Source organism: Roseovarius sp. 10, assembly GCF_033100315.1.
Lineage (GTDB): Bacteria > Pseudomonadota > Alphaproteobacteria > Rhodobacterales > Rhodobacteraceae > M30B80.
This window is the reverse complement of record NZ_JAWLVH010000002.1, coordinates 290,970-309,487: the sequence shown is the minus strand read 5'-3', so window position 1 is coordinate 309,487 and position 18,518 is coordinate 290,970. Positions and strand designations below refer to the sequence as shown.

17 protein-coding genes are annotated in these 18,518 nt (G+C 56.5%); 9 read left to right on the top strand and 8 right to left on the bottom strand.

Annotated elements, in window-relative coordinates; all coding sequences use genetic code 11:
* Positions 1-246, bottom strand: coding sequence for an accessory factor UbiK family protein (locus RYZ18_RS08750; RefSeq protein ID WP_317656693.1), 246 nt, complete (start codon positions 244-246; stop codon positions 1-3).
* A gap of 141 nt (positions 247-387) precedes the next feature.
* On the opposite strand from RYZ18_RS08750, the gene lgt reads away from it, so the two are divergent.
* The 4 genes from lgt to RYZ18_RS08730 all read left to right on the top strand — a co-directional run bounded on the left by lgt (position 388) and on the right by RYZ18_RS08730 (position 3,449).
* Positions 388-1,314 (top strand): prolipoprotein diacylglyceryl transferase, encoded by a 927-nt coding sequence (gene lgt, locus RYZ18_RS08745; protein WP_317656259.1) that lies wholly within the window; start codon positions 388-390, stop codon positions 1,312-1,314.
* On the top strand, positions 1,314-2,402 hold the full coding sequence (locus RYZ18_RS08740) for a class I SAM-dependent methyltransferase (RefSeq protein WP_317656258.1): 1,089 nt from the start codon (positions 1,314-1,316) through the stop codon (positions 2,400-2,402). Before lgt ends, RYZ18_RS08740 begins: the two co-directional genes overlap by 1 nt.
* A 1-nt stretch (position 2,403) precedes the next feature.
* Positions 2,404-3,180, top strand: a complete 777-nt coding sequence (gene pgeF, locus RYZ18_RS08735) for a peptidoglycan editing factor PgeF (RefSeq protein WP_317656257.1) — start codon at positions 2,404-2,406, stop codon at positions 3,178-3,180.
* A 128-nt stretch (positions 3,181-3,308) separates the two neighbouring features.
* Complete coding sequence (locus RYZ18_RS08730) at positions 3,309-3,449, top strand: hypothetical protein (protein ID WP_317656256.1); 141 nt, start codon at positions 3,309-3,311, stop codon at positions 3,447-3,449.
* Positions 3,450-3,460: 11 nt separating this feature from the next.
* Here the strand turns inward: RYZ18_RS08730 and RYZ18_RS08725 are convergent, their stop codons facing one another.
* On the bottom strand, positions 3,461-3,961 hold the full coding sequence (locus tag RYZ18_RS08725) for an Lrp/AsnC family transcriptional regulator (RefSeq protein WP_317656254.1): 501 nt from the start codon (positions 3,959-3,961) through the stop codon (positions 3,461-3,463).
* A gap of 245 nt (positions 3,962-4,206) precedes the next feature.
* Between RYZ18_RS08725 and trxB the strand changes: the two genes are divergently transcribed.
* Together trxB and RYZ18_RS08715 are read left to right on the top strand one after the other, a co-directional pair.
* Positions 4,207-5,172, top strand: a complete 966-nt coding sequence (gene trxB, locus RYZ18_RS08720) for a thioredoxin-disulfide reductase (protein ID WP_317656253.1) — start codon at positions 4,207-4,209, stop codon at positions 5,170-5,172.
* A gap of 209 nt (positions 5,173-5,381) precedes the next feature.
* On the top strand, positions 5,382-7,088 hold the full coding sequence (locus tag RYZ18_RS08715) for a bifunctional sulfate adenylyltransferase/adenylylsulfate kinase (protein WP_317656252.1): 1,707 nt from the start codon (positions 5,382-5,384) through the stop codon (positions 7,086-7,088).
* A 2-nt stretch (positions 7,089-7,090) separates the two neighbouring features.
* Here RYZ18_RS08715 and RYZ18_RS08710 read toward each other — a convergent pair whose 3' ends face one another.
* Complete coding sequence (locus tag RYZ18_RS08710; protein ID WP_317656251.1) at positions 7,091-8,575, bottom strand: 2-isopropylmalate synthase; 1,485 nt, start codon at positions 8,573-8,575, stop codon at positions 7,091-7,093.
* A gap of 173 nt (positions 8,576-8,748) precedes the next feature.
* Here RYZ18_RS08710 and RYZ18_RS08705 point away from each other — a divergent pair, with 173 nt between their 5' ends.
* From RYZ18_RS08705 to RYZ18_RS08695, 3 genes are read left to right on the top strand one after another with little or no spacing between them, the layout of a single operon-like run.
* Positions 8,749-10,416 (top strand): NAD+ synthase, encoded by a 1,668-nt coding sequence (locus RYZ18_RS08705; RefSeq protein ID WP_317656250.1) that lies wholly within the window; start codon positions 8,749-8,751, stop codon positions 10,414-10,416.
* Positions 10,417-10,421: 5 nt separating this feature from the next.
* On the top strand, positions 10,422-11,564 hold the full coding sequence (locus RYZ18_RS08700) for an alpha-D-ribose 1-methylphosphonate 5-triphosphate diphosphatase (RefSeq protein WP_317656249.1): 1,143 nt from the start codon (positions 10,422-10,424) through the stop codon (positions 11,562-11,564).
* On the top strand, positions 11,561-12,430 hold the full coding sequence (locus tag RYZ18_RS08695; RefSeq protein ID WP_317656248.1) for a DMT family transporter: 870 nt from the start codon (positions 11,561-11,563) through the stop codon (positions 12,428-12,430). The genes RYZ18_RS08700 and RYZ18_RS08695 overlap by 4 nt, the downstream gene beginning before the upstream one ends.
* On the opposite strand, the gene RYZ18_RS08690 is transcribed toward RYZ18_RS08695, so the two are convergent.
* Genes RYZ18_RS08690 through RYZ18_RS08670 form a run of 5 tightly spaced genes read right to left on the bottom strand, consistent with a single transcriptional unit; the run spans position 12,427 to position 18,466 of the window.
* Positions 12,427-12,876 (bottom strand): NUDIX domain-containing protein, encoded by a 450-nt coding sequence (locus RYZ18_RS08690; protein WP_317656246.1) that lies wholly within the window; start codon positions 12,874-12,876, stop codon positions 12,427-12,429. The two genes, RYZ18_RS08695 and RYZ18_RS08690, sit on opposite strands and share 4 nt — an antisense overlap.
* The gene (locus RYZ18_RS08685) at positions 12,873-14,459 is read right to left on the bottom strand and encodes a Ppx/GppA family phosphatase (RefSeq protein WP_317656244.1); all 1,587 of its coding nucleotides are present in this window, start codon (positions 14,457-14,459) and stop codon (positions 12,873-12,875) included. The genes RYZ18_RS08690 and RYZ18_RS08685 overlap by 4 nt, the downstream gene beginning before the upstream one ends.
* A 33-nt stretch (positions 14,460-14,492) precedes the next feature.
* On the bottom strand, positions 14,493-16,670 hold the full coding sequence (locus RYZ18_RS08680) for an RNA degradosome polyphosphate kinase (protein WP_317656242.1): 2,178 nt from the start codon (positions 16,668-16,670) through the stop codon (positions 14,493-14,495).
* A gap of 52 nt (positions 16,671-16,722) precedes the next feature.
* Positions 16,723-17,397 (bottom strand): DnaA ATPase domain-containing protein, encoded by a 675-nt coding sequence (locus RYZ18_RS08675; protein WP_317656240.1) that lies wholly within the window; start codon positions 17,395-17,397, stop codon positions 16,723-16,725.
* Position 17,398: 1 nt separating this feature from the next.
* Entirely contained in the window at positions 17,399-18,466 is a 1,068-nt protein-coding gene (locus RYZ18_RS08670; RefSeq protein ID WP_317656239.1) for an AI-2E family transporter, read from the bottom strand.
* Positions 18,467-18,518 lie beyond the last annotated feature (52 nt).

The following is an 18,518-nucleotide window of genomic DNA, read 5'->3' as shown; positions in this document are numbered from 1 at the left end:
TTATTTCTTTTTCTTTTCCAATGCCTCTAGCCGCGCAGACAGCGCCTCATTTTCTTCGCGCGCTTTTTGGGCCATTGCGCGCACGGCATCAAATTCCTCGCGGGTGACAAAGTCGCGATCCGCAAGCCAGCGATCCATCAGCGATTTCATCGCATTTTCCGCTTCCTCGCGTGCGCCTTGGGCCACACCCATGGCGTTGGTCATCAATTGGCTGATGTCATCCATCATCTTATTGCGGGTTTGCATAGGCTGTCCTCTTGTCTCGCGGCGGGGCGCGTTCATACGTTCGACCTTGATATGGGGTAAATGGCGCGCCGCTTCAAGGTTGACATCGCCGCATGGGGGTCTATCCAACAAGGGTTCCCACGCGCATCTAAAAGGGCCGCTATGTTTTACGCGATACCGTTTCCAGATATCTCGCCTGCGCTCTTCTCAATTGATTTTGGTGGGTTTCACTTTGCCCTGCGGTGGTATGCGCTGGCCTATATCGCTGGGTTTCTCATCGCTGCATGGATGATCGGACGGCATTTGCGCAAATCCACGCTGTGGAGACATGCCACCGCCCCGATGTCCCCCGAAGTTGTAGAACCGCTTTTGACATGGATGGTCTTGGGTGTGATCCTTGGGGGGCGGCTTGGATATGTGCTGTTCTATCAGCCAAGCTATTACCTGCAAAACCCTACTGAGATTTTGCAGGTTTGGCAGGGGGGGATGTCTTTTCATGGTGGCTTTTTGGGTGTTGTCATCGCGGGGCTTTTGTTTTGTCGTGTCCACAAGGTCAGCATAGCCAGCCTTGCCGACCTGTTAGCCTTGGCCACCCCGCCTGCGCTCTTTCTGGGGCGCAGCGCAAATTTCATTAATGCCGAGCTATGGGGGCGACCCACCGATGCGCCTTGGGGCGTGATCTTTCCCGGGGCCGCGGCACAGGACTGTTCGGGCCCTGTGGGGATTGTGATGGACGCAGGCATGCAAGTTTGCGCGCGCCACCCGTCACAGCTTTACGAAGCGCTGCTTGAGGGGCTCATCTTGGGGCTTGTGATCCTGTATGTGATCCATCGCCAAGGGGCGTTGCGGGTGCCAGGGCAAGTGGCGGGTCTGTTTCTTGCAGGCTATGGGGTGGGGCGGTTTATTGTCGAATATTTCCGCCAACCTGATGCACAGTTCTTCGTGAACCATCCGCGCGGTTATGCGCTGTGGCTGTCTGATGATATTGGTCTGAGCATGGGGCAGATCTTGTCATTGCCCATGGTCATTGTGGGGCTAGCGGTGATCTTGGTCGCGCGGCAGGTCGCGCGGCGTAAGGCAGGTGCCTAATGGGGGCAGGGCGCGCGCAGGATCGGCTGTTGCGCCGTATCGCGCAGTCAGGCCCGCTTTCTGTGGCCGAGTTTATGACCGAGGCGCTGCTTCACCCTGAATTTGGGTATTACATGAAGAAACCCGCCATCGGTCGGGGCGGGGATTTTGTGACGGCACCCGAAGTCTCGCAAATCTTTGGCGAGATGATTGGGTTGTGGTTCCTGCAGGTTTGGTCTGACCAAGGCAGACCATCCGATGTAAATTTGGTCGAGCTTGGCGGCGGGCGTGGGACGTTTATGGCCGATATTTTGCGCGCTGCAAAACTGCTGCCCGAATTCACCCAAACGATCAGATTGCACATGGTCGAAGCCTCGCCCTTGATGCGCGCAGCCCAAGCAGAGGCTTTGGGACAGTATCAACCGCAATTTCACGACACTATTGCCACCCTACCTGACGGGCCGCTTTATTTGGTCGCGAATGAATTTTTTGATGCTTTGCCCATTCGGCAATTTCAAAAAGGGCGTGACGGATGGCATGAACGCCAAATTGGTGCAGATCAGGGCGCGCTCATATGGGGGCTTGGCCCTGTCATTGCGCCCGATTGGCTAACGGCCCGTTTTGGTGACATGCCAGAGGGTGCGATTGTCGAGGTTAATGCTGCGGCCGAGGCGATTGCATCAGATATAGGGCGGCGCATTGATGCGCATGGCGGCGCGGCGCTTTTGATTGATTACGGGGATTGGATCAGCGCAGGCGACACCTTTCAAGCCGTCAAAGATCACAGATACGCTGATCCATTGGTGGATATTGGCACATCCGATCTGACCGCCCATGTGGCGTTTCAGCCTTTGGCGGCCAGTGCCGCACCCGCCCGCGCGGCACCGCTACAGACGCAAGGTCTGTTTCTTGAGCGTCTTGGGATCACCGCACGGGCGCAGGCGCTTGCGCAAAAATTGCACGGTGACGCGCTTCAATCGCACATTGCCGCGCATCGTAGGTTGACCCACCCCGAAGAAATGGGACAGCTATTCAAAGTGCTGGGTCTTACACAACAGTCTGCGCCCGCCCTGCCAGGTTTGGATGATCTTGAAATAAGGGATATGTGAGATGGCTGCGCATTTTGCTCCAATTGACCCGATCACATCGCCGCTTTTGGGGGCAGCAAAGCATGGTTTTTTTACACGCAAGGGTGGTGCATCTAGCGGCATTTTTAGCAGTCTGAATTGTGGTGCGGGATCATCTGATCAATCGGATTTGGTCGAAATCAACCGCGCGCGCGTGGCGCGTGAGATGGGGGTGGCGGAAGATTGCCTTGTGACGGTGTATCAAACGCATTCCGCGGATGTTGTCTTGGTTGAAGGCCCGATTGGTGGTGGCACCCCTGAGGCAGATGGTCTGGTGTCCTGCAGCAAGGATTTGGCCATTGCGATTCTCACAGCCGATTGTCAGCCCGTCCTGTTTCATGAAGCGGAGGCAGGCGTGATTGGCGCTGCCCATGCGGGTTGGAAGGGCGCGCGGGCAGGGGTGCTTGAGGCCACGATTGACTTGATGGTTGCACAAGGGGCGGTGCGCGAAAAAATCAACGCGGTGATTGGCCCTACGATCAGCCAAGCCAATTATGAGGTCGGGCAAGAATTCTTTGAGGAATTCGTAGATGATGATCCGGAGTCTGCGCGGTTTTTTATCAACGGGGCAGCACCTGATAAATATCTCTTTGATTTACCAAGCTACGGATTAACGCGCCTGCGCAACGCGGGCATCGGGCAGGCAGAATGGTGTGGGCATTGCACCTATCGTGACGAAGAGCTGTTCTTCTCCTACCGCCGCGCCACACATCGGGGCGAGGCGGATTACGGGCGCCTCATTTCGGCTATTCGCCTTTAGGCTTTGCCGCGCAATCACCTTTTTCTTTCCCCAAGCTGACGGGATTTCGTCCAATCTTTGACAGATTTGGACGCGACTTTAGACCCATCGAAGCGCAATGTTGCGCGAATCTTTTTGGAGGGTCTGAGATGAAAACACGTTGGATGGAGTCGGTGATCGCGATGACCGAGCACGAAGCGCCACGCATGCCTTGGATGCGCGAAGAAACCGAAGTGCAGCGACCAGCGATGACGGATCGTGCAGAAATTGGCTTGAAACGGGCAGGATAATCCGCTTCGCCTTAATCCATCTTAGCCAGTCGGTCTTCGAGAACTTCGAAGGGTACGCCTGGTTGATCCTTAGCCCCACGAATGACAAGCGATGTGCGCACGCTTGCAACATTCGGGGCGGCGGTTAGGTGTTCGGTGAGGAAGCTTTGGAATGTGGACAGGTCAGGCGCCACGCATTTCAAGATGAAATCAATCTCGCCGTTCAGCATATGACATTCGCGCACGAGGGGCCACTCGGCACAGCGGTTTTCAAAGGCGACCAAATCAGCCTCAGCCTGACTGTGCAGGCCCACCATGGCGAAAACCTGAACTTCGAACCCAAGCATCCGCGCATCGACATCTGCGTGATAGCCGCGGATATAGCCCGACTCCTCCAAAGTGCGCACGCGCCGTAGGCAAGGGGGTGCAGAAATCCCAACGCGTTTGGCCAATTCCACATTGGTCATCCGCCCGTCATTTTGCAGTTCCGCAAGAATCTTGCGGTCAATCGGATCGAGTTTGGTCGTTGGCATTATTGTTATCCTCTCGCTCGCGACTTTGCGATCCTGAGCGATAATGCCAGAAATACGCAATTTTATTTCGCACCCGCGCAATATATGGAATATTGAGCGCCGCTTTGCAAGGCTTAGGCGGGGCTTTCATCGCGGGCGATCGGTGGTTATATCAGGATTAAGATAAGTGTCGCGCTGTGTCGTTCGGGTGTCATTGCCCATGCTGCGATGGCGGCGCGTGACAGGTTTAATGAAGGATCCATCTCATGAGTGCAACCCGCCATACCCGTCTATTGATTATTGGCTCTGGCCCTGCGGGCTATACGGCGGCGGTTTACGCCAGCCGTGCTATGCTCGAGCCGATTTTGGTGCAAGGCATCCAACCGGGCGGACAGTTGACCATCACAACGGATGTTGAAAACTGGCCGGGTGATGCCTCCGTCATGGGGCCTGATCTCATGGTGCGGATGGAGAACCACGCCCGCGAGATGGGGGCAGAGATCATCTCGGATCATATTTCTGATCTCGATTTATCGCAGCCCCCTTTCCGCGCTTCGGGCGATACAGGCACAACATATACGGCCGATGCTGTGGTTCTGGCGACAGGCGCGCAGGCGCGGTGGTTGGGCTTGCCCTCTGAAGAGCATTTCAAGGGCTTTGGCGTGTCGGCTTGTGCGACCTGTGATGGGTTCTTCTATCGCGGGCAAGAGGTGGTGGTTATCGGTGGCGGCAATACAGCCGTTGAGGAGGCGCTGTTTCTCACCAATTTCGCCTCAAAGGTCACATTGATCCACCGCCGCGATAGCCTGCGTGCGGAAAAGATCATGCAAGATCGCCTTTTCAAAAATCCGAAAATCGAGGTGATCTGGAACCACGAGGTGGATGAGGTGGTCGGGACAGATGCCCCCCGTGGTGTTGAGGCGGTCAAAGCGCGCCATGTCGAGACTGGCGCCATCACCGAAGTGCCTTGCAAAGGGTTTTTCGTGGCCATTGGCCATGCACCTGCCAGCGATTTGATCAAGGATCAGCTTAAGCTGCATTCGGGCGGTTATGTTTGGGTTGAACCCGGCACGACCCGCACCTCGATCCCTGGCGTTTTTGCGGCGGGGGATTTGACCGACCACACCTATCGCCAAGCGGTCACAAGCGCGGGCATGGGCTGTATGGCCGCTTTGGATGCCGAGCGGTGGTTGGCGGAACAAGCGGCAGGTGATGTGAAAGCCGCCGAATAGGGCTAAGAACAGGGGCTGCGTGATTGCCGATTTTTCAGCACCGCCATTTCGTTTGCGGCGGATCGGCAATCACGCTGTTTCTTTTTTCTTTGAAAAAGACAGCTTTGCTTGAATTTCGCCACATTCGGGGTCTATGGCGGCGCTGAATGCGGGGCCGTGTCGTTTTTTGCGGCCCCTAATGTTTTGACCCTTGTTGGAAAGTAAACTTGATGGCTGCCCAATTTCACGCCCCGATCCCTGAACTTTATGTTTCTTACGACTCCGCGCAGAAGCTCAAGCTTGAGGCCGCGGAGTTGGTTTCATGGGATCTGACCCCGCGCCAAATCTGCGATTTGGAATTGCTGATGAATGGCGGGTTCAACCCGCTCAAAGGGTTTTTGGGGCAGGAGGATTATGACAGCGTGGTCGAGACCATGCGTCTGGCAGATGGCACGCTTTGGCCGATGCCGATCACGCTTGATATTTCCGAGGACTTCGCCGCCAAGGTCGAGACGGGCCAAGATATCGCACTGCGCGATCAGGAGGGGGTGATCCTTGCGATCCTCTCTATCTCTGACAAATGGGTGCCCAATAAGGCGCGCGAGGCAGAAAAGGTGTTTGGCGCAGATGATCTGGCCCATCCTGCGGTAAACTATCTGCATCATGTGGCAGGCCCCGTTTATTTGGGCGGGGCGATCACGGGGATCCAACAGCCCGTGCATTACGATTTCCGCGCACGCCGTGATACGCCCAACGAGATGCGGGCCTATTTCCGCAAATTGGGGTGGAAGCGGATTGTTGCCTTCCAAACCCGCAACCCGCTGCACCGCGCGCATCAGGAATTGACCTTCCGCGCCGCCAAAGAGGCACAGGCAAACCTACTGATCCATCCTGTGGTTGGCATGACTAAGCCCGGCGATGTGGATCACTTTACCCGTGTGCGCTGCTACGAGGCTGTGCTTGATAAATACCCTGCCGCAACCACAACCATGAGCTTGCTGAACCTTGCCATGCGCATGGCTGGCCCGCGCGAGGCGGTTTGGCACGGCTTGATCCGCGCCAATCATGGCTGCACCCATTTCATCGTGGGGCGCGATCACGCGGGGCCAGGAAAGAATTCAAACGGCGAAGATTTCTATGGCCCCTATGACGCGCAGGAGCTGTTCAAGCAGCACCAAGATGAAATTGGCCTTGAGATGGTGGATTTCAAGCACATGGTCTATGTGCAAGAAAAGGCCCAATATTACCCCGCCAATGAGGTACCAGAGGGCGACACTGTTCTGGATATTTCGGGCACGGAACTGCGCCGCCGTCTGCGCGAGGGGTTGGAAATTCCCGAATGGTTCTCCTTCCCTGAGGTGGTTAAGGAATTGCGCCGCACCTCTCCACCGCGCAGCAAGCAGGGCTTTACAGTGTTTTTCACGGGGCTTTCAGGCTCGGGCAAATCGACCATTGCGAATGCCCTGATGGTCAAGCTGATGGAAATGGGCGGCCGTCCTGTGACGCTGCTTGATGGGGATGTGGTGCGCAAGCATCTCTCCTCGGAATTGGGGTTTAGCAAGGAACACCGCGATATCAATATTCGCCGCATTGGCTATGTCGCTTCGGAGATCACGAAGAATGGCGGGATCGCCATTTGCGCCCCCATCGCGCCTTATACAGCGACCCGCCGCTCAGTGCGCGAGATGGTTGAAAGCTTTGGCGCTTTTGTTGAAGTGCATGTGGCCACCAGCCTTGAAGAATGCGAGCGCCGTGACCGCAAGGGTCTCTATAAATTGGCGCGCGAGGGCAAAATCAAGGAATTCACTGGGATTTCTGATCCTTACGAGGCCCCAACCGCCGCAGAATTGGTGGTCGATACCGAAGGCACAGAGGTGGATTACTGCGCGCAGCAGGTGCTGTTGAAACTCGAAAGCATGGGGCTGATTGCAGCCTGATTTTACTGCGATTGCGGTTCGCTGACATCAGGGGTTTCGGGGGCAGGTGGCAAATCCGCCGCCCCCGCGCCCACGAATTGGCCGTTTTCCCACAGTCCTTCTACCACTTGGCCCGTGGCGTAGGTCAGTCGCCCTTGACCTTGGCGGGTTCCGTTTTCAAACGTCCCTTCATAAACATCGCCCGAGCGATAGCGCGCCACGCCTTGACCTGTGATTTCACCTGCGCGCCAAGCGCCCTCATAGGTAAACCCATCGGCCATCTCGAGGCGGCCTATGCCTTCGCGCGCCCCGCCTACGAATTGCCCACGATAGCTGCTGCCATCAGGATAGGTTGTGATCCCTTCCCCCTCGCGCAGGCCTGCGTTCCATCCGCCCTCGTAGCGATAGCCGTTGGTTGAGGTCATGACCCCTTGGCCGTGTTGGCGCCCATTGAGGAATTGGCCCTCATAGCGCAACCCATCGGCATATTCCGCAATGCCAAAGCCTTGCATCGCCCCCGCGACCCAATCGCCCTCGTATTTGGTGCCGTCAGGATAGGTTATGGTTCCCGTCCCATGGGCCAAATCATTTTCAAATCCGCCAGCATAGACCACCCCATCTGGGTAGGTCATCACGCCTTGCCCCTCAATGCGCCCTTCGACCCATTGGCCTTCATAAACAAGCCCCTGATGCCCTGTGAAACGACCTTGGCCATGGCGGCGGTCATTGAGAAATTCGCCCTCATAGAGATCGCCATTCGCATAGCGCACTACGGCTTGGCCTTGGCGCGCGCCATTGACCAAACCGCCCTCATATATATCGCCATTGGGTTGGGTCAGGCTGCCTTGACCGTTGATCTGATCATTTTCCCATTCGCCCTCAAACACCATGCCATCCGAGGTTTCCAAACGTCCTGCGCCGTGGCGCATATCGTTGAGAAATTCCCCCACATATGTTGAGCCATCTGGGAAAGTGAGGCTTCCTTGGCCATGCTTCTGGCCAGATTGCCACCCACCTTCATAGACGTAACCATCAGTGTTAGACAGCCGCCCCTGTCCCTCTTGAAGGCCTGCGACAAAGCTGCCCGTATAGGTCATTCCGTTGGAATAAAAGGCGCGCCCTTCGCCCGACATGAGGCCGTCTGCCCAAGTGCCTGTATATGTTGATCCATCGACAAAGGTGATCGTGCCTTGGCCATTGGGTTTGCCCGCCACAAACGAGCCTTCATAGACCGACCCATCAGGAAAGGTTGCGCGGCCTTCGCCCATAATTTGGCCATCAACCCACTGCCCCGTATATTCATACCCGTTGGGCAAAGTATAGGTGCCCGTCCCGTGTTGCAGCCCGTTGCGGAATTGCCCGCGATAGATCGCGCCATTGTCATATTGCTGTTCGTCACGGATGATTTCGCCCTCTTGGGCAAGCCCGCTCTGCGGCGCTAATCCAAAAAAAAGACCAAGCAAAGCTGCCTGTGCTGTCCTTTCCAAGGGGCGCATTTTATTTCGCATATTTAGCAAATGTCCCATCTGCTTCCTCTGGCCTTGTCAAAGAAACTATTGAAGCCCGCCTCATCTCGCAACGTCTTTTGCGCCTTTGGGTGCGATCAATATGCGCAATGGCCTTGGCCTGCGGGTTTGATCTGCTAGAACCTCGGGTGAGTGAGTAGGGAAGGCACAGCTAAATGGCGTCTCGGTTTTGTTTGAGTGTTGCGCAGATTAACCCCACAGTCGGTGATCTCGCAGGCAATGCACAAAAGGTCTTGGCTTATTGGGCCGAAGCGCGGGATGCGGGGGCTGATTTGGTGGTGTTCCCCGAAATGGCGCTGACGGGCTATCAGCTGCAAGACCTTGTCACGCGGCCCGCTTTTTTGGCCTCAGTCGTGCAGGCCTTAGAAGATTTGGCAGAGGCCACCAAGGATGGCCCTGCCTGTGGGATTGGCGTGCCTTTGCCTGCCGAAGGCGGGGGTATCAACAATGCCTATGTCATTTTGCAAGGCGGCGTGCAGATTGCGCGGATCAATAAACATCATTTGCCTAATGACAGCGTTTTTGACGAAAAGCGGTATTTCAAGTCAGGCAATCCGTCTGGCCCCGTGCGCATTGGCCCTGTGCGGATCGGCATCCCGATTTGTGAAGATGCGTGGCATGAGGACATTACCGAGACGCTCGCCGAAGCGGGATCAGAGGTTTTGCTTGTCACCAATGGCTCGCCCTATCATCGCGGCAAGATGGGATTGCGGCAGACCCATATGGTCGCGCGCGTGATCGAGACGGGCCTGCCATTGATCTATCTGAACCTTGTCGGTGGGCAAGATGATCAGATTTTTGATGGGGCCAGTTTCGCCTTGAACCAAGGCGGGGCCTTGGTGGCGCAGATGCCCGCCTTTGAAGAAGGACTGACCCATCTGACACTTCAAGAGGGGGCTGAGGGCTGGCAGATTGACAAGACTGACCTGACGCGCCTGCCCGATGACATCGAGGCGGATTATCACGCGATGGTTTTGGGTCTGCGTGATTACATGGCCAAGGCAGGGTTTTCTCGCGCGGTTTTGGGCCTGTCGGGTGGGGTGGATTCGGCCTTGGTTGCGGCCATTGCCGCCGATGCCATTGGCCCTGAAAACGTGCATTGCGTGATGCTGCCTTCGCGCTATACCTCGCAGGCTTCGCTTGATGATGCCCGCGATGTGGCCCAGATGCTTGGGGTCAGGCTTGACAGTTTGCCGATTGAGGCCCCGAAAGAGGCGGTTGAGGCCACGCTTGCCCCGCTCTTTGCAGGCCGCGATCGAGATTTGACCGAGGAAAACATCCAATCCCGTTTGCGCGGGGTTCTTCTGATGGCGTTGTCGAATAAATTCGGCGAAATGTTGTTGACCACAGGCAATAAATCCGAGGTCGCGGTAGGTTATGCCACCATCTATGGCGATATGGCGGGGGGCTATAACCCGATCAAAGACCTTTACAAAACGCGCGTCTTTGCAACATGCCATTGGCGCAATGCCAACCACCGCGCTTGGATGAAAGGGCCAGACGGGCCTGTGATGCCTGTGTCAGTGATTGAAAAGCCGCCATCGGCGGAATTGCGCGATGATCAAAAAGACGAGGATAGCCTGCCGACATATGAGGTTTTGGATGCCATCCTTGAGGGGCTGATAGATCATGAGGCAAGCGTTGCAGATTTGGTTGCACAAGGGTTTGATGCCGCGACAGTCAAGCGGGTTGAGCATCTGATCTACATTTCGGAATATAAGCGCTTTCAATCCGCACCGGGGGCGCGGCTGACGTCCCGCGCATTCTGGTTGGATCGGCGCTATCCAATCGTCAATCGCTGGCGCGATCCATCTGCGGAATAGGGCGCATGCTGGGTCTGAACCTAACGCTAATGGGGGCTGAGGTCTTGGGCCCTGAGGGGCTTGCGCCGCGCCCTGTGAGCATAGCGGAGGGGGTTATCACCCAAGATCAAGGCCCGCGCTGTATTGATCTATCTGGCTATATCATCTTGCCGGGATTGGTCGATTTCCATGGCGATGGGTTCGAACGCCATGTTGCGCCCCGCCGTGGGGCCGTTGTTGACCCGCGCGAGGGGATACGTCCCATCGAAGCGGAGTTGGCGGCCAATGGGATAACGACAGCTATGCTTGCACAATTCTACTCTTGGGAGGGGGGGATGCGCGGCCCCGATTTCGCCGCCGCCATGGCCCGCGCCTTGCAAGATGCGCAGGGCTTGATCTGTGATTTGCGTCTGCAATTGCGCGTTGAGATGAATATGGTCGACCATTTCGCCGCGATTTTAGACTTGGTGCGCGATCACCAAATCGCGTGCGTGGTGTTTAATGATCATCTGCCGCATGAGGCTTTAGCGGCGGGAAAACGCCCGCCACGTTTGACGGGGCAGGCGCTTAAGGCGGGCCGCTCGCCTGAGGCACATCTCGCGTTTCTGCACAGCCTCCATGACCGAAAGCCCGAAGTGATGCCTGCCTTGCGTGATCTGGCGGGACAGCTTTCTGAACTTGGGGTGGTGATGGGCAGCCATGATGACGCAACCCCCGCCGCACATGCGCAATTCTCGGAGATTGGCGTCAGCTTGGCGGAATTTCCTGAAACAGTCGAAGCCGCAGAGGCCGCGCGCGCAGAAGGCCATGGCGTGGTGATGGGGGCGCCCAATGTTCTGCGTGGCGGGTCGCATGCGGGCAAGGTCTCTGCGCGGCTTTTGGTCGAAGCGGGTTTGGTCGATGCGTTGGCGTCAGATTACCACTACCCTGCTTTGCTGCGCGCCGCGCTGACTTTGTGGCAAGGGGGAATGGGTTTGACAGAGGCTTGGGCGCTCGTGTCCTCTGGCCCCGCGCGGCTTTTGGGTTTGGAGGATCGTGGTGTGATTGCCACGGGCAAGCGCGCCGATTTTGTCATCCTAGATGCCAAAAGCCATGCGGTGGCTGCCACAATCGCGGGCGGGCAGATTGCCTATGCGCGCGGGGATATTGTGCAAAGGCTGTTGTCATGACGCGGTTGATCTTCGCGGCCCTTCTGACCTTGATTGCCTTTGCTGCCAATTCGGTGCTGAACCGTATGGCCGTGGCGGGGGGGCATATCAGCGTTGGGGATTTCGCAATTTGGCGTGTGGCTGCGGGCGCTGTGACGCTGCTTGGCCTGAGTGTGATTTTACGCGGGCGGACGTTTCTGACGATTGCGCGCGCCAATCCCAAGATGCGCCTTGCGGGCGGGTTTTGCCTTGCGACCTATATGTTGGGCTTTTCATTGGCCTATTTGAAATTGGATGCAGGCTTGGGCACTTTGCTGCTCTTCGGCGCGGTGCAATTGACCATGTTTTCAGGATCGCTCCTTTTGGGGGAGGGGGTGTCACCCCGCCGCTTGGGGGGCGCGGCTGTCGCGCTTGCAGGGTTGGTTTGGCTGCTTCTGCCAGAAGGGCAGATCACTTTGCCGCTAGATGCGGTCACTGCAATTGCGGTCGCAGGGTTAGGATGGGGGGGCTATTCGCTTTTGGGGCGAAAGGCCCGCGACCCGATCCCTGAAACAGCCGTGAATTTTTGGATTGCCTTTGGCCTTTGCGCCTTGGCCCTGTTCTTGTTTCCCCTTCCCGAAGGTCAGACTGCCGATGCAACGGGGCGGGGTTTGGCGATCCTGTCAGGTGCGGTGACTTCGGGAATGGGTTATGCGCTGTGGTATACGATCTTGCCGCATCTGGGTGCCGCCCGCGCAGGGCTTGCGCAGCTCAGTGTGCCGCCTTTGGCAATTTTGGGCGGTGTGCTGCTGTTGGACGAGGTTTTGACGCTGCATTTGATCGCTGCAAGCCTCGTGGTCATTGGTGGCGTGGCCTATGGTCTGACGGGCGCGCATAAAGCGCCTTAGCGCAGAATTGGCTCTAGCGCGTCATAGATCATGATCTCGCCATCCCATGCAACGCGTGCAAGACTATCAGGTTTCACCCTTAGGGTCGCAAGCTCTGCACGCGTCACCCAGCGCCTTTCGCTCACCACACCCTCTGGATCGCGCCACTCTCCCGTAAGATTGCCTGCGATATGGGTCACATGAAAATAAATATCGACCTGATGAAATGTGCCGTGAGGGTCGTGGAACTCGTTGACCAAGCAGGGTGCCCCTACCTCAACTGTCAGCCCCGTTTCTTCGTGAAACTCGCGCTGCAGGTTTTCGGGCAGGGATTGGCCTGCCTCAACCCCACCGCCTGGGGCGCAATACAGCGCCCCTTCACGCCCCTTATAGGCATTCACAAGCAACAGCTTATCTGCCACCACCAACAGGCCGCGCACGGCCAAACGGGGTTTGGCGCGGATCATCGGCTGTTGCGCTCATCGGTGACGGCGGGCGTAAGACCCATAGACAAGGCTAAAGCCCCGAAACGTGCTTGGGCGACTTCGCCAAACAGGTCATCCGCCGCATCGCTGAGCAAATGTAGGATCAATTTTTTGCGCCGCCTGTTCACTTCGAGATAGCAATGATCCAGCGGTTTTTCCAAGGTCAGCATCGCTCCAAAGCGCATGGCGCGCCCCAAAATCTCGGCCTCTTGCACCTCGGTCTCGGGCAAGAGGGTCAAGAGATTGGTGTCAAAATGTGTCGCCTCGCGGTTCGATTTATACCGATGCAACAGGGCAAGACCCAAATAGACGCGTTCCCAATGGGCGAGCCCGCCCAAATTGGCGCGCGTTGCATTGTCAAAACATGTCTCGGCCCGATAGTCGGGATGCGCGCGCCATGAGACATCATGCAGCAAGCATGCCGCACGGATCAGTCGCTTTTTTGCGGGCTTTGCCCGTGGAAAAAGCGGCTCAACAAAATGATAGAGTTTGCGCCCAAACCCTGGAATGCGGGCTGACATGGCCTCGGCGTGGCGGGCGGCCTCGATCAGCGGGTCGCGTTGGCGCAGCTCTTCGGACATTTGTTCATAGAGCAGACCTTCGCGGATACCATAGCTTGAGATGGCCACATCGCGTGGTTTCAACTGCCGCAGCAATTCCTTCAGCACGATCGCCGCAAGGGGCACAAGGCGCAGACGTTCAAGACTGGTGCCTGTCTGTGCGCGCAGCGTCTCGATATCGGTCTTGGCAATATATTTAATCGTTTCAAGAATGGCCTTTGGCGTCATGCGATATTCATGCAAAACCTTAAGCGGGTAGCCGCGCCGCTCCATATCGATCCGCGCGATAGCGCGCCATGATCCGCCGACTAAGAACAGCCTTTGGTGATCTTCGGGAAATTCAGCCTTGAGCTCCGCAATGCGTGCTTTGATATGCGCCTTGATTGCGCGTTTGCCGCCTGTGATCCCCATCAGCTTCAGCGGCCCAAGATCCACCGATCTGCGCCGCCCGATGCTGCCGCCGCCTTCAAGGGCGGCCAATTCCATTGATGAGCCACCAATATCGCAGATCAACCCATAGGCTCCGGGCCACCCCAAGAGAACGCCCTGCGCAGAAAGACGGGCCTCCTCTTCGCCTGTTACGATGCGGATCGCGAGGCCTGTTTGATCAAGCACATCTTTGCGGAAGTCCGCGCCATCTTGAGCATCGCGCACCGCCGCAGTGGCCACAGTCAAAAGAGGTGCCACCCCCATGCCCTTGCACAGCGTGGCAAAGCGGCGCAGCGCGACAAGGGCGCGCTGGCGGCCTTCTGGGTTTAAGCGCCCCGTTTCTGCAAAGCCTTCCCCTAAACCACAGAGAATTTTTTCATTGTAGAAATAGGCAGGGCTGCGGGCGGCCCCATCAAACACTACCATCCGCACAGAGTTTGAGCCGATGTCGATAACCCCCACCCGAGAGAGCGAACGGGCATGATCGGCATCAAAAAGGGGCGCGCCGAAAGGCCCCCATTCAGGATGATCCTCAACCACCAATTCGGATTTCTCAGCGGGCGCCACGATACTCATGGAATTGGTTGTTTCACAAAGCGTGGTCTTGCGTCAATCTTCTGTATGGGTCAATTCGGGCACATCATTTGCCCCCGCAGACCCCCGCCCTGAAAGGGATGGGTTTTCCATAAAAAAGCGGTGACAGTTGAAGGGTTGGTCAATCACGCTGAGGTCAGGGCGCAGGAAACTTCCATCAGGCTGCAACATCCAAGATTGCGCGACATCTGCCATATTCGCCGCCATAATTTGGCTGACAATCTGCGCCTTTACAGTCGGGTTTTTACATTCGACCAAAGTCTCTACGCGGCGACCGAGATTGCGGCCCATCCAGTCAGCTGAAGAAATATAGACCCGCGCCTTTTTCGAAGGCAGCCCCGCCCCATTTCCAAAGCAAACGATACGGGAATGTTCGAGAAAGCGGCCCACGATAGATTTGACGCGGATATTTTCAGACAGCCCTTTGATATTGGGACGCAAGCCGCAAATGCCGCGCAGCACCAGATCAATTCGCACCCCAGCCTGAGATGCGCGATAGAGCGCGTCAATCACATCGGGATCGATGAGACTGTTCATCTTGGCCCACATCATCGCAGGGCGACCCGCTTTTGCATGGGCAATCTCGGCATCGATTTCCTCTAAGATGCGCGATTTTAGGTTGATGGGCGAGATGGACAGGTTTTCCAGCCCCTCAGGTTCGGCATAGCCGCCTACATAATTAAACACTTTGACCGCATCGCGCCCCAAAGAATCGTCACAGGTAAAGAGGCTAAGGTCAGTGTAAATTCGCGCCGTGATCGGGTGATAATTGCCTGTCCCATAATGGGTATAGGTCACCAATCGGTCACCCTCACGGCGCACAACCGAGCTGATCTTGGCATGGGTTTTATAGTTGATGAAGCCATAGATCACATGGGCGCCTGCGCGCTCGAGTTTGCGTGACTGCCGAATATTGGCGGCCTCGTCAAAACGGGCTTTCAACTCCACAAGGGCCGTAACTGACTTGCCGTTTTCCGCCGCTTCACACAGGGCCGCCACAATCGGGCTTTCATTTGAGGTGCGATACAGCGTCTGTTTGATCGCCACAACATTCGGGTCGCGCGCGGCCTGTGCGAGGAAGCGGATCACCATGTCAAAGGTTTCATAGGGATGATGCAAAAGCATATCTTTTTGGCGGATTGCGGCGAACATATCGCCTTCAAAATCCTGCACCCGTTCTGGCACGCGCGGGGCAAAGGCGGGCCACAGCAAATCGGGCCGCTCGTCAATCACCAACTCCTTGAGATGCACAAGGCCAATCATGCCGCGCACTTCGACAATCTCAGTGTCATCCACGCCCAATTGGTCGATGATCTCATCGCGCAGATCTTCGGGCGCGCCCGCGCTGATTTGAAGGCGCACCACTTCGCCACGGCGGCGGCGTTTGAGGGCGGTTTCAAATTCACGCACCAAATCTTCGGCTTCTTCCTCAACCTCCAAATCGCTGTCGCGCAGGACGCGGAAGGTGCAGGAACCTGTCAACTCATAGCCAGGAAATAATTTGCCAAGATGCAGCAGCAGCAGCTCTTCAAGGGGCAAGAACCGCGCTTGGCCTTCTGCGGCGGGCAGTCGAATGAAGCGATCAATTTGCGCAGGGATTGGCAGCAGCGCCGATAACATCCGCCCATCTTTGCTACGCTTCATCTGGAGGGCGAGGGCAAACCCCTCGTTTGGGATGAAGGGAAACGGATGCGCGGGGTCAATCGCCAAGGGCGACAAGATTGGAAAGACGCGGCGGATGAAAATCTCTTCAAGATCTGCCTTGTCGCGCGCCTTGAGATTGGCGCGGGTGCAGACCGTGATCTTTTCGGCCTCTAATTCGGATTTCAGCTTGCGCCACACCTGTTGTTGATAGGTCATCAATTTGCGCGCATCTGCGTTGATGAGCTTGAGCTGTTCAATCGCAGTGCGCCCATCGTCAGATGGGGTTGTGTTGCCACTATGGGCCAATTCGCGCAAACCTGCCACGCGCACAGTGTAGAACTCGTCCAGATTGCTTGCCGAGATTGACACAAAGCGCACCCGCTCAAGCAGGGGAACACGCGGATTTTCCGCCTCATCCAAAACGCGCCAATTAAAGGCCAACCAACTCAATTCGCGGTTGAAATAACGGCTAGGCCCCGTGATCTCCCGCTCAGGAAGGGTCACGGGATCAGGCATGGGGGCATTCAGGAAATCTGTAAAATGTGTCATGCCTGCGTCTTTACTGGCTCTCTATCACAATTCAATGACAGTCAACATTGGCTCACCCCTCCATCCCAAGGATTGCACGGGCATGCGAAAGGCTTGGGGATTTTCCTTCAGAAAGGGCTTGTTGATCAAGTTCTATCACAAAATCGATCACGGCTTTGAAACTGCGCTCAATGCGGGGCAGCGCGTAATGTAGGACTGATGCAGGCAGGCTGATGCCGCGGTCATGGGCCAGTTTCATCGTGACCGCCATTAAGGCCGCATCATCTGGGGCCTCAAGGCGCAGCAGATCGGCCTGACGCAAGCGGCTGTCAAGATCGGGCAGGGCGATGCCCCAGGCCTCTGGCTTGTCGCGAGCGGTCAGCAAGAGTGGCGCTTGACGGGTGGCTGCATCGTTGTGCAGGTGAAACAGCATTTCCTCACGCGCAGCATCGCCTGCGATTTGGTCGCAATCTTCAATCACCAAAGCACAGGCTTGCATGAGTTTTGGGATGTCTGCCTCTTGCAGCCCCGTTGCGTTGTGGATCAGCGCCCCTGATTGTGCCGCAAACACATGGGCGAGGTGGGTTTTTCCCGCGCCTTCAGGCCCGATCAAGATCATTTTTGACAAGGGCCAATGGTGCCACGCGTCAATGCCCGCGACCGCAACCGCGTTGCAGGGGGAAAGAAAGAAATCTTGCCGCCCCATAGCTGCGCGATAGGGCAGATCAAATTGCATCTGTTTGGCCATGTCAGTCGTCCTGAGGGGGTTCAAGCCCGCGATAGAGCAGGCTTGCCTGATAGCGGGTTATGGCAAAGCGCACCAAAACGCCGATCACTGCGGCCACAGGCACAGCAACCAGAAGCCCGACAAAGCCAAACACCGCCCCAAAGGCCGAGAGCGCGAAGATCAGCCAAACGGGATGCAACCCAACGGAGGAGCCGACCAGTTTCGGGGTCAATACATTGCCCTCAAGCATCTGTCCGACCTGAAAGATGATTGCGATGGCTGCGATGCTCCACCAATCTCCCCAGAATTGGAAAAGGGCAAGCCCTATGGATAAAAGCCCCCCCACCAAAGCGCCAACATAGGGGATAAAGGTCAAAAGCCCTGCAATCAAACCCACCACAAGCCCAAATTGCAAGCCAACGACCATGAGCGCGATGGCATAAAATGTGCCCAAGATGAGACACACTGTGCCTTGCCCCCGCACAAACCCTGCCAAAGTGCGATCCACATCAGCGGCGATTTGACGGATCACGGGGCGATGGTCGCGGGGCAGCAATTCATCGATACGGGCCACCATATGATCCCAATCGAGCAACATGTAAAAGGCGACAACAGGCACAACGACCATAAACACGATCGCGTTTACTACGTTGATTGCTGAACTGAGAGCCGTATTGAGCAATTCGCCCCCGCGCGCCTGAATGGTCTGGCCGACCGAGACCAAGGATTGGCGCAAAGGCGATCCATCATCCATCAATGACGGAAACTGTTGGGTCAAAAAGGCCTGCAATTCGCTGAATATTTGCGGTGCGGATTGGATTAACGCCGTGGCTTGCGCCACCAAAAGTGGAACGATCACAAAAATACCTGCCACGACCACCAAAAGCGCAACCAAGGAGATCACGGTTGTAGCCGCCGCACGACCAAGCCCCCATTTCTCAAGCCGATCTGCGAGAGGATCAAGAAAATAGGCAATCGCCCCCCCTGTCAAAAAGGGCAGAATGACATCACCCAAGAACCATAACAGCGCCAAAAAGACGGCAATAATGCCACCCCAAATCGCTGCTTGTTGTTTGATTGGCAATGCCATTGATTGCGCGCGCCTTTGAACCAGACTTCCCTTTCCTCACATCTGCGGCATT

What these genes read in the sequence shown, in the direction of transcription:
- RYZ18_RS08675 (WP_317656240.1), bottom strand. Translation starts at nt 17,397, where the DNA reads ATGGCCAAACAGATGCAATTTGATCTGCCCTATCGCGCAGCTATGGGG.
- RYZ18_RS08690 (WP_317656246.1), bottom strand. Translation starts at nt 12,876, where the DNA reads ATGATCCGCGCCAAACCCCGTTTGGCCGTGCGCGGCCTGTTGGTGGTG.
- RYZ18_RS08680 (WP_317656242.1), bottom strand. Translation starts at nt 16,670, where the DNA reads ATGACACATTTTACAGATTTCCTGAATGCCCCCATGCCTGATCCCGTG.
- RYZ18_RS08670 (WP_317656239.1), bottom strand. Translation starts at nt 18,466, where the DNA reads ATGGCATTGCCAATCAAACAACAAGCAGCGATTTGGGGTGGCATTATT.
- lgt (WP_317656259.1), top strand. Translation starts at nt 388, where the DNA reads ATGTTTTACGCGATACCGTTTCCAGATATCTCGCCTGCGCTCTTCTCA.
- RYZ18_RS08725 (WP_317656254.1), bottom strand. Translation starts at nt 3,961, where the DNA reads ATGCCAACGACCAAACTCGATCCGATTGACCGCAAGATTCTTGCGGAA.
- RYZ18_RS08730 (WP_317656256.1), top strand. Translation starts at nt 3,309, where the DNA reads ATGAAAACACGTTGGATGGAGTCGGTGATCGCGATGACCGAGCACGAA.
- RYZ18_RS08710 (WP_317656251.1), bottom strand. Translation starts at nt 8,575, where the DNA reads ATGCGAAATAAAATGCGCCCCTTGGAAAGGACAGCACAGGCAGCTTTG.
- RYZ18_RS08750 (WP_317656693.1), bottom strand. Translation starts at nt 246, where the DNA reads ATGCAAACCCGCAATAAGATGATGGATGACATCAGCCAATTGATGACC.
- RYZ18_RS08715 (WP_317656252.1), top strand. Translation starts at nt 5,382, where the DNA reads ATGGCTGCCCAATTTCACGCCCCGATCCCTGAACTTTATGTTTCTTAC.
- trxB (WP_317656253.1), top strand. Translation starts at nt 4,207, where the DNA reads ATGAGTGCAACCCGCCATACCCGTCTATTGATTATTGGCTCTGGCCCT.
- RYZ18_RS08685 (WP_317656244.1), bottom strand. Translation starts at nt 14,459, where the DNA reads ATGAGTATCGTGGCGCCCGCTGAGAAATCCGAATTGGTGGTTGAGGAT.
- RYZ18_RS08695 (WP_317656248.1), top strand. Translation starts at nt 11,561, where the DNA reads ATGACGCGGTTGATCTTCGCGGCCCTTCTGACCTTGATTGCCTTTGCT.
- pgeF (WP_317656257.1), top strand. Translation starts at nt 2,404, where the DNA reads ATGGCTGCGCATTTTGCTCCAATTGACCCGATCACATCGCCGCTTTTG.
- RYZ18_RS08705 (WP_317656250.1), top strand. Translation starts at nt 8,749, where the DNA reads ATGGCGTCTCGGTTTTGTTTGAGTGTTGCGCAGATTAACCCCACAGTC.
- RYZ18_RS08740 (WP_317656258.1), top strand. Translation starts at nt 1,314, where the DNA reads ATGGGGGCAGGGCGCGCGCAGGATCGGCTGTTGCGCCGTATCGCGCAG.
- RYZ18_RS08700 (WP_317656249.1), top strand. Translation starts at nt 10,422, where the DNA reads ATGCTGGGTCTGAACCTAACGCTAATGGGGGCTGAGGTCTTGGGCCCT.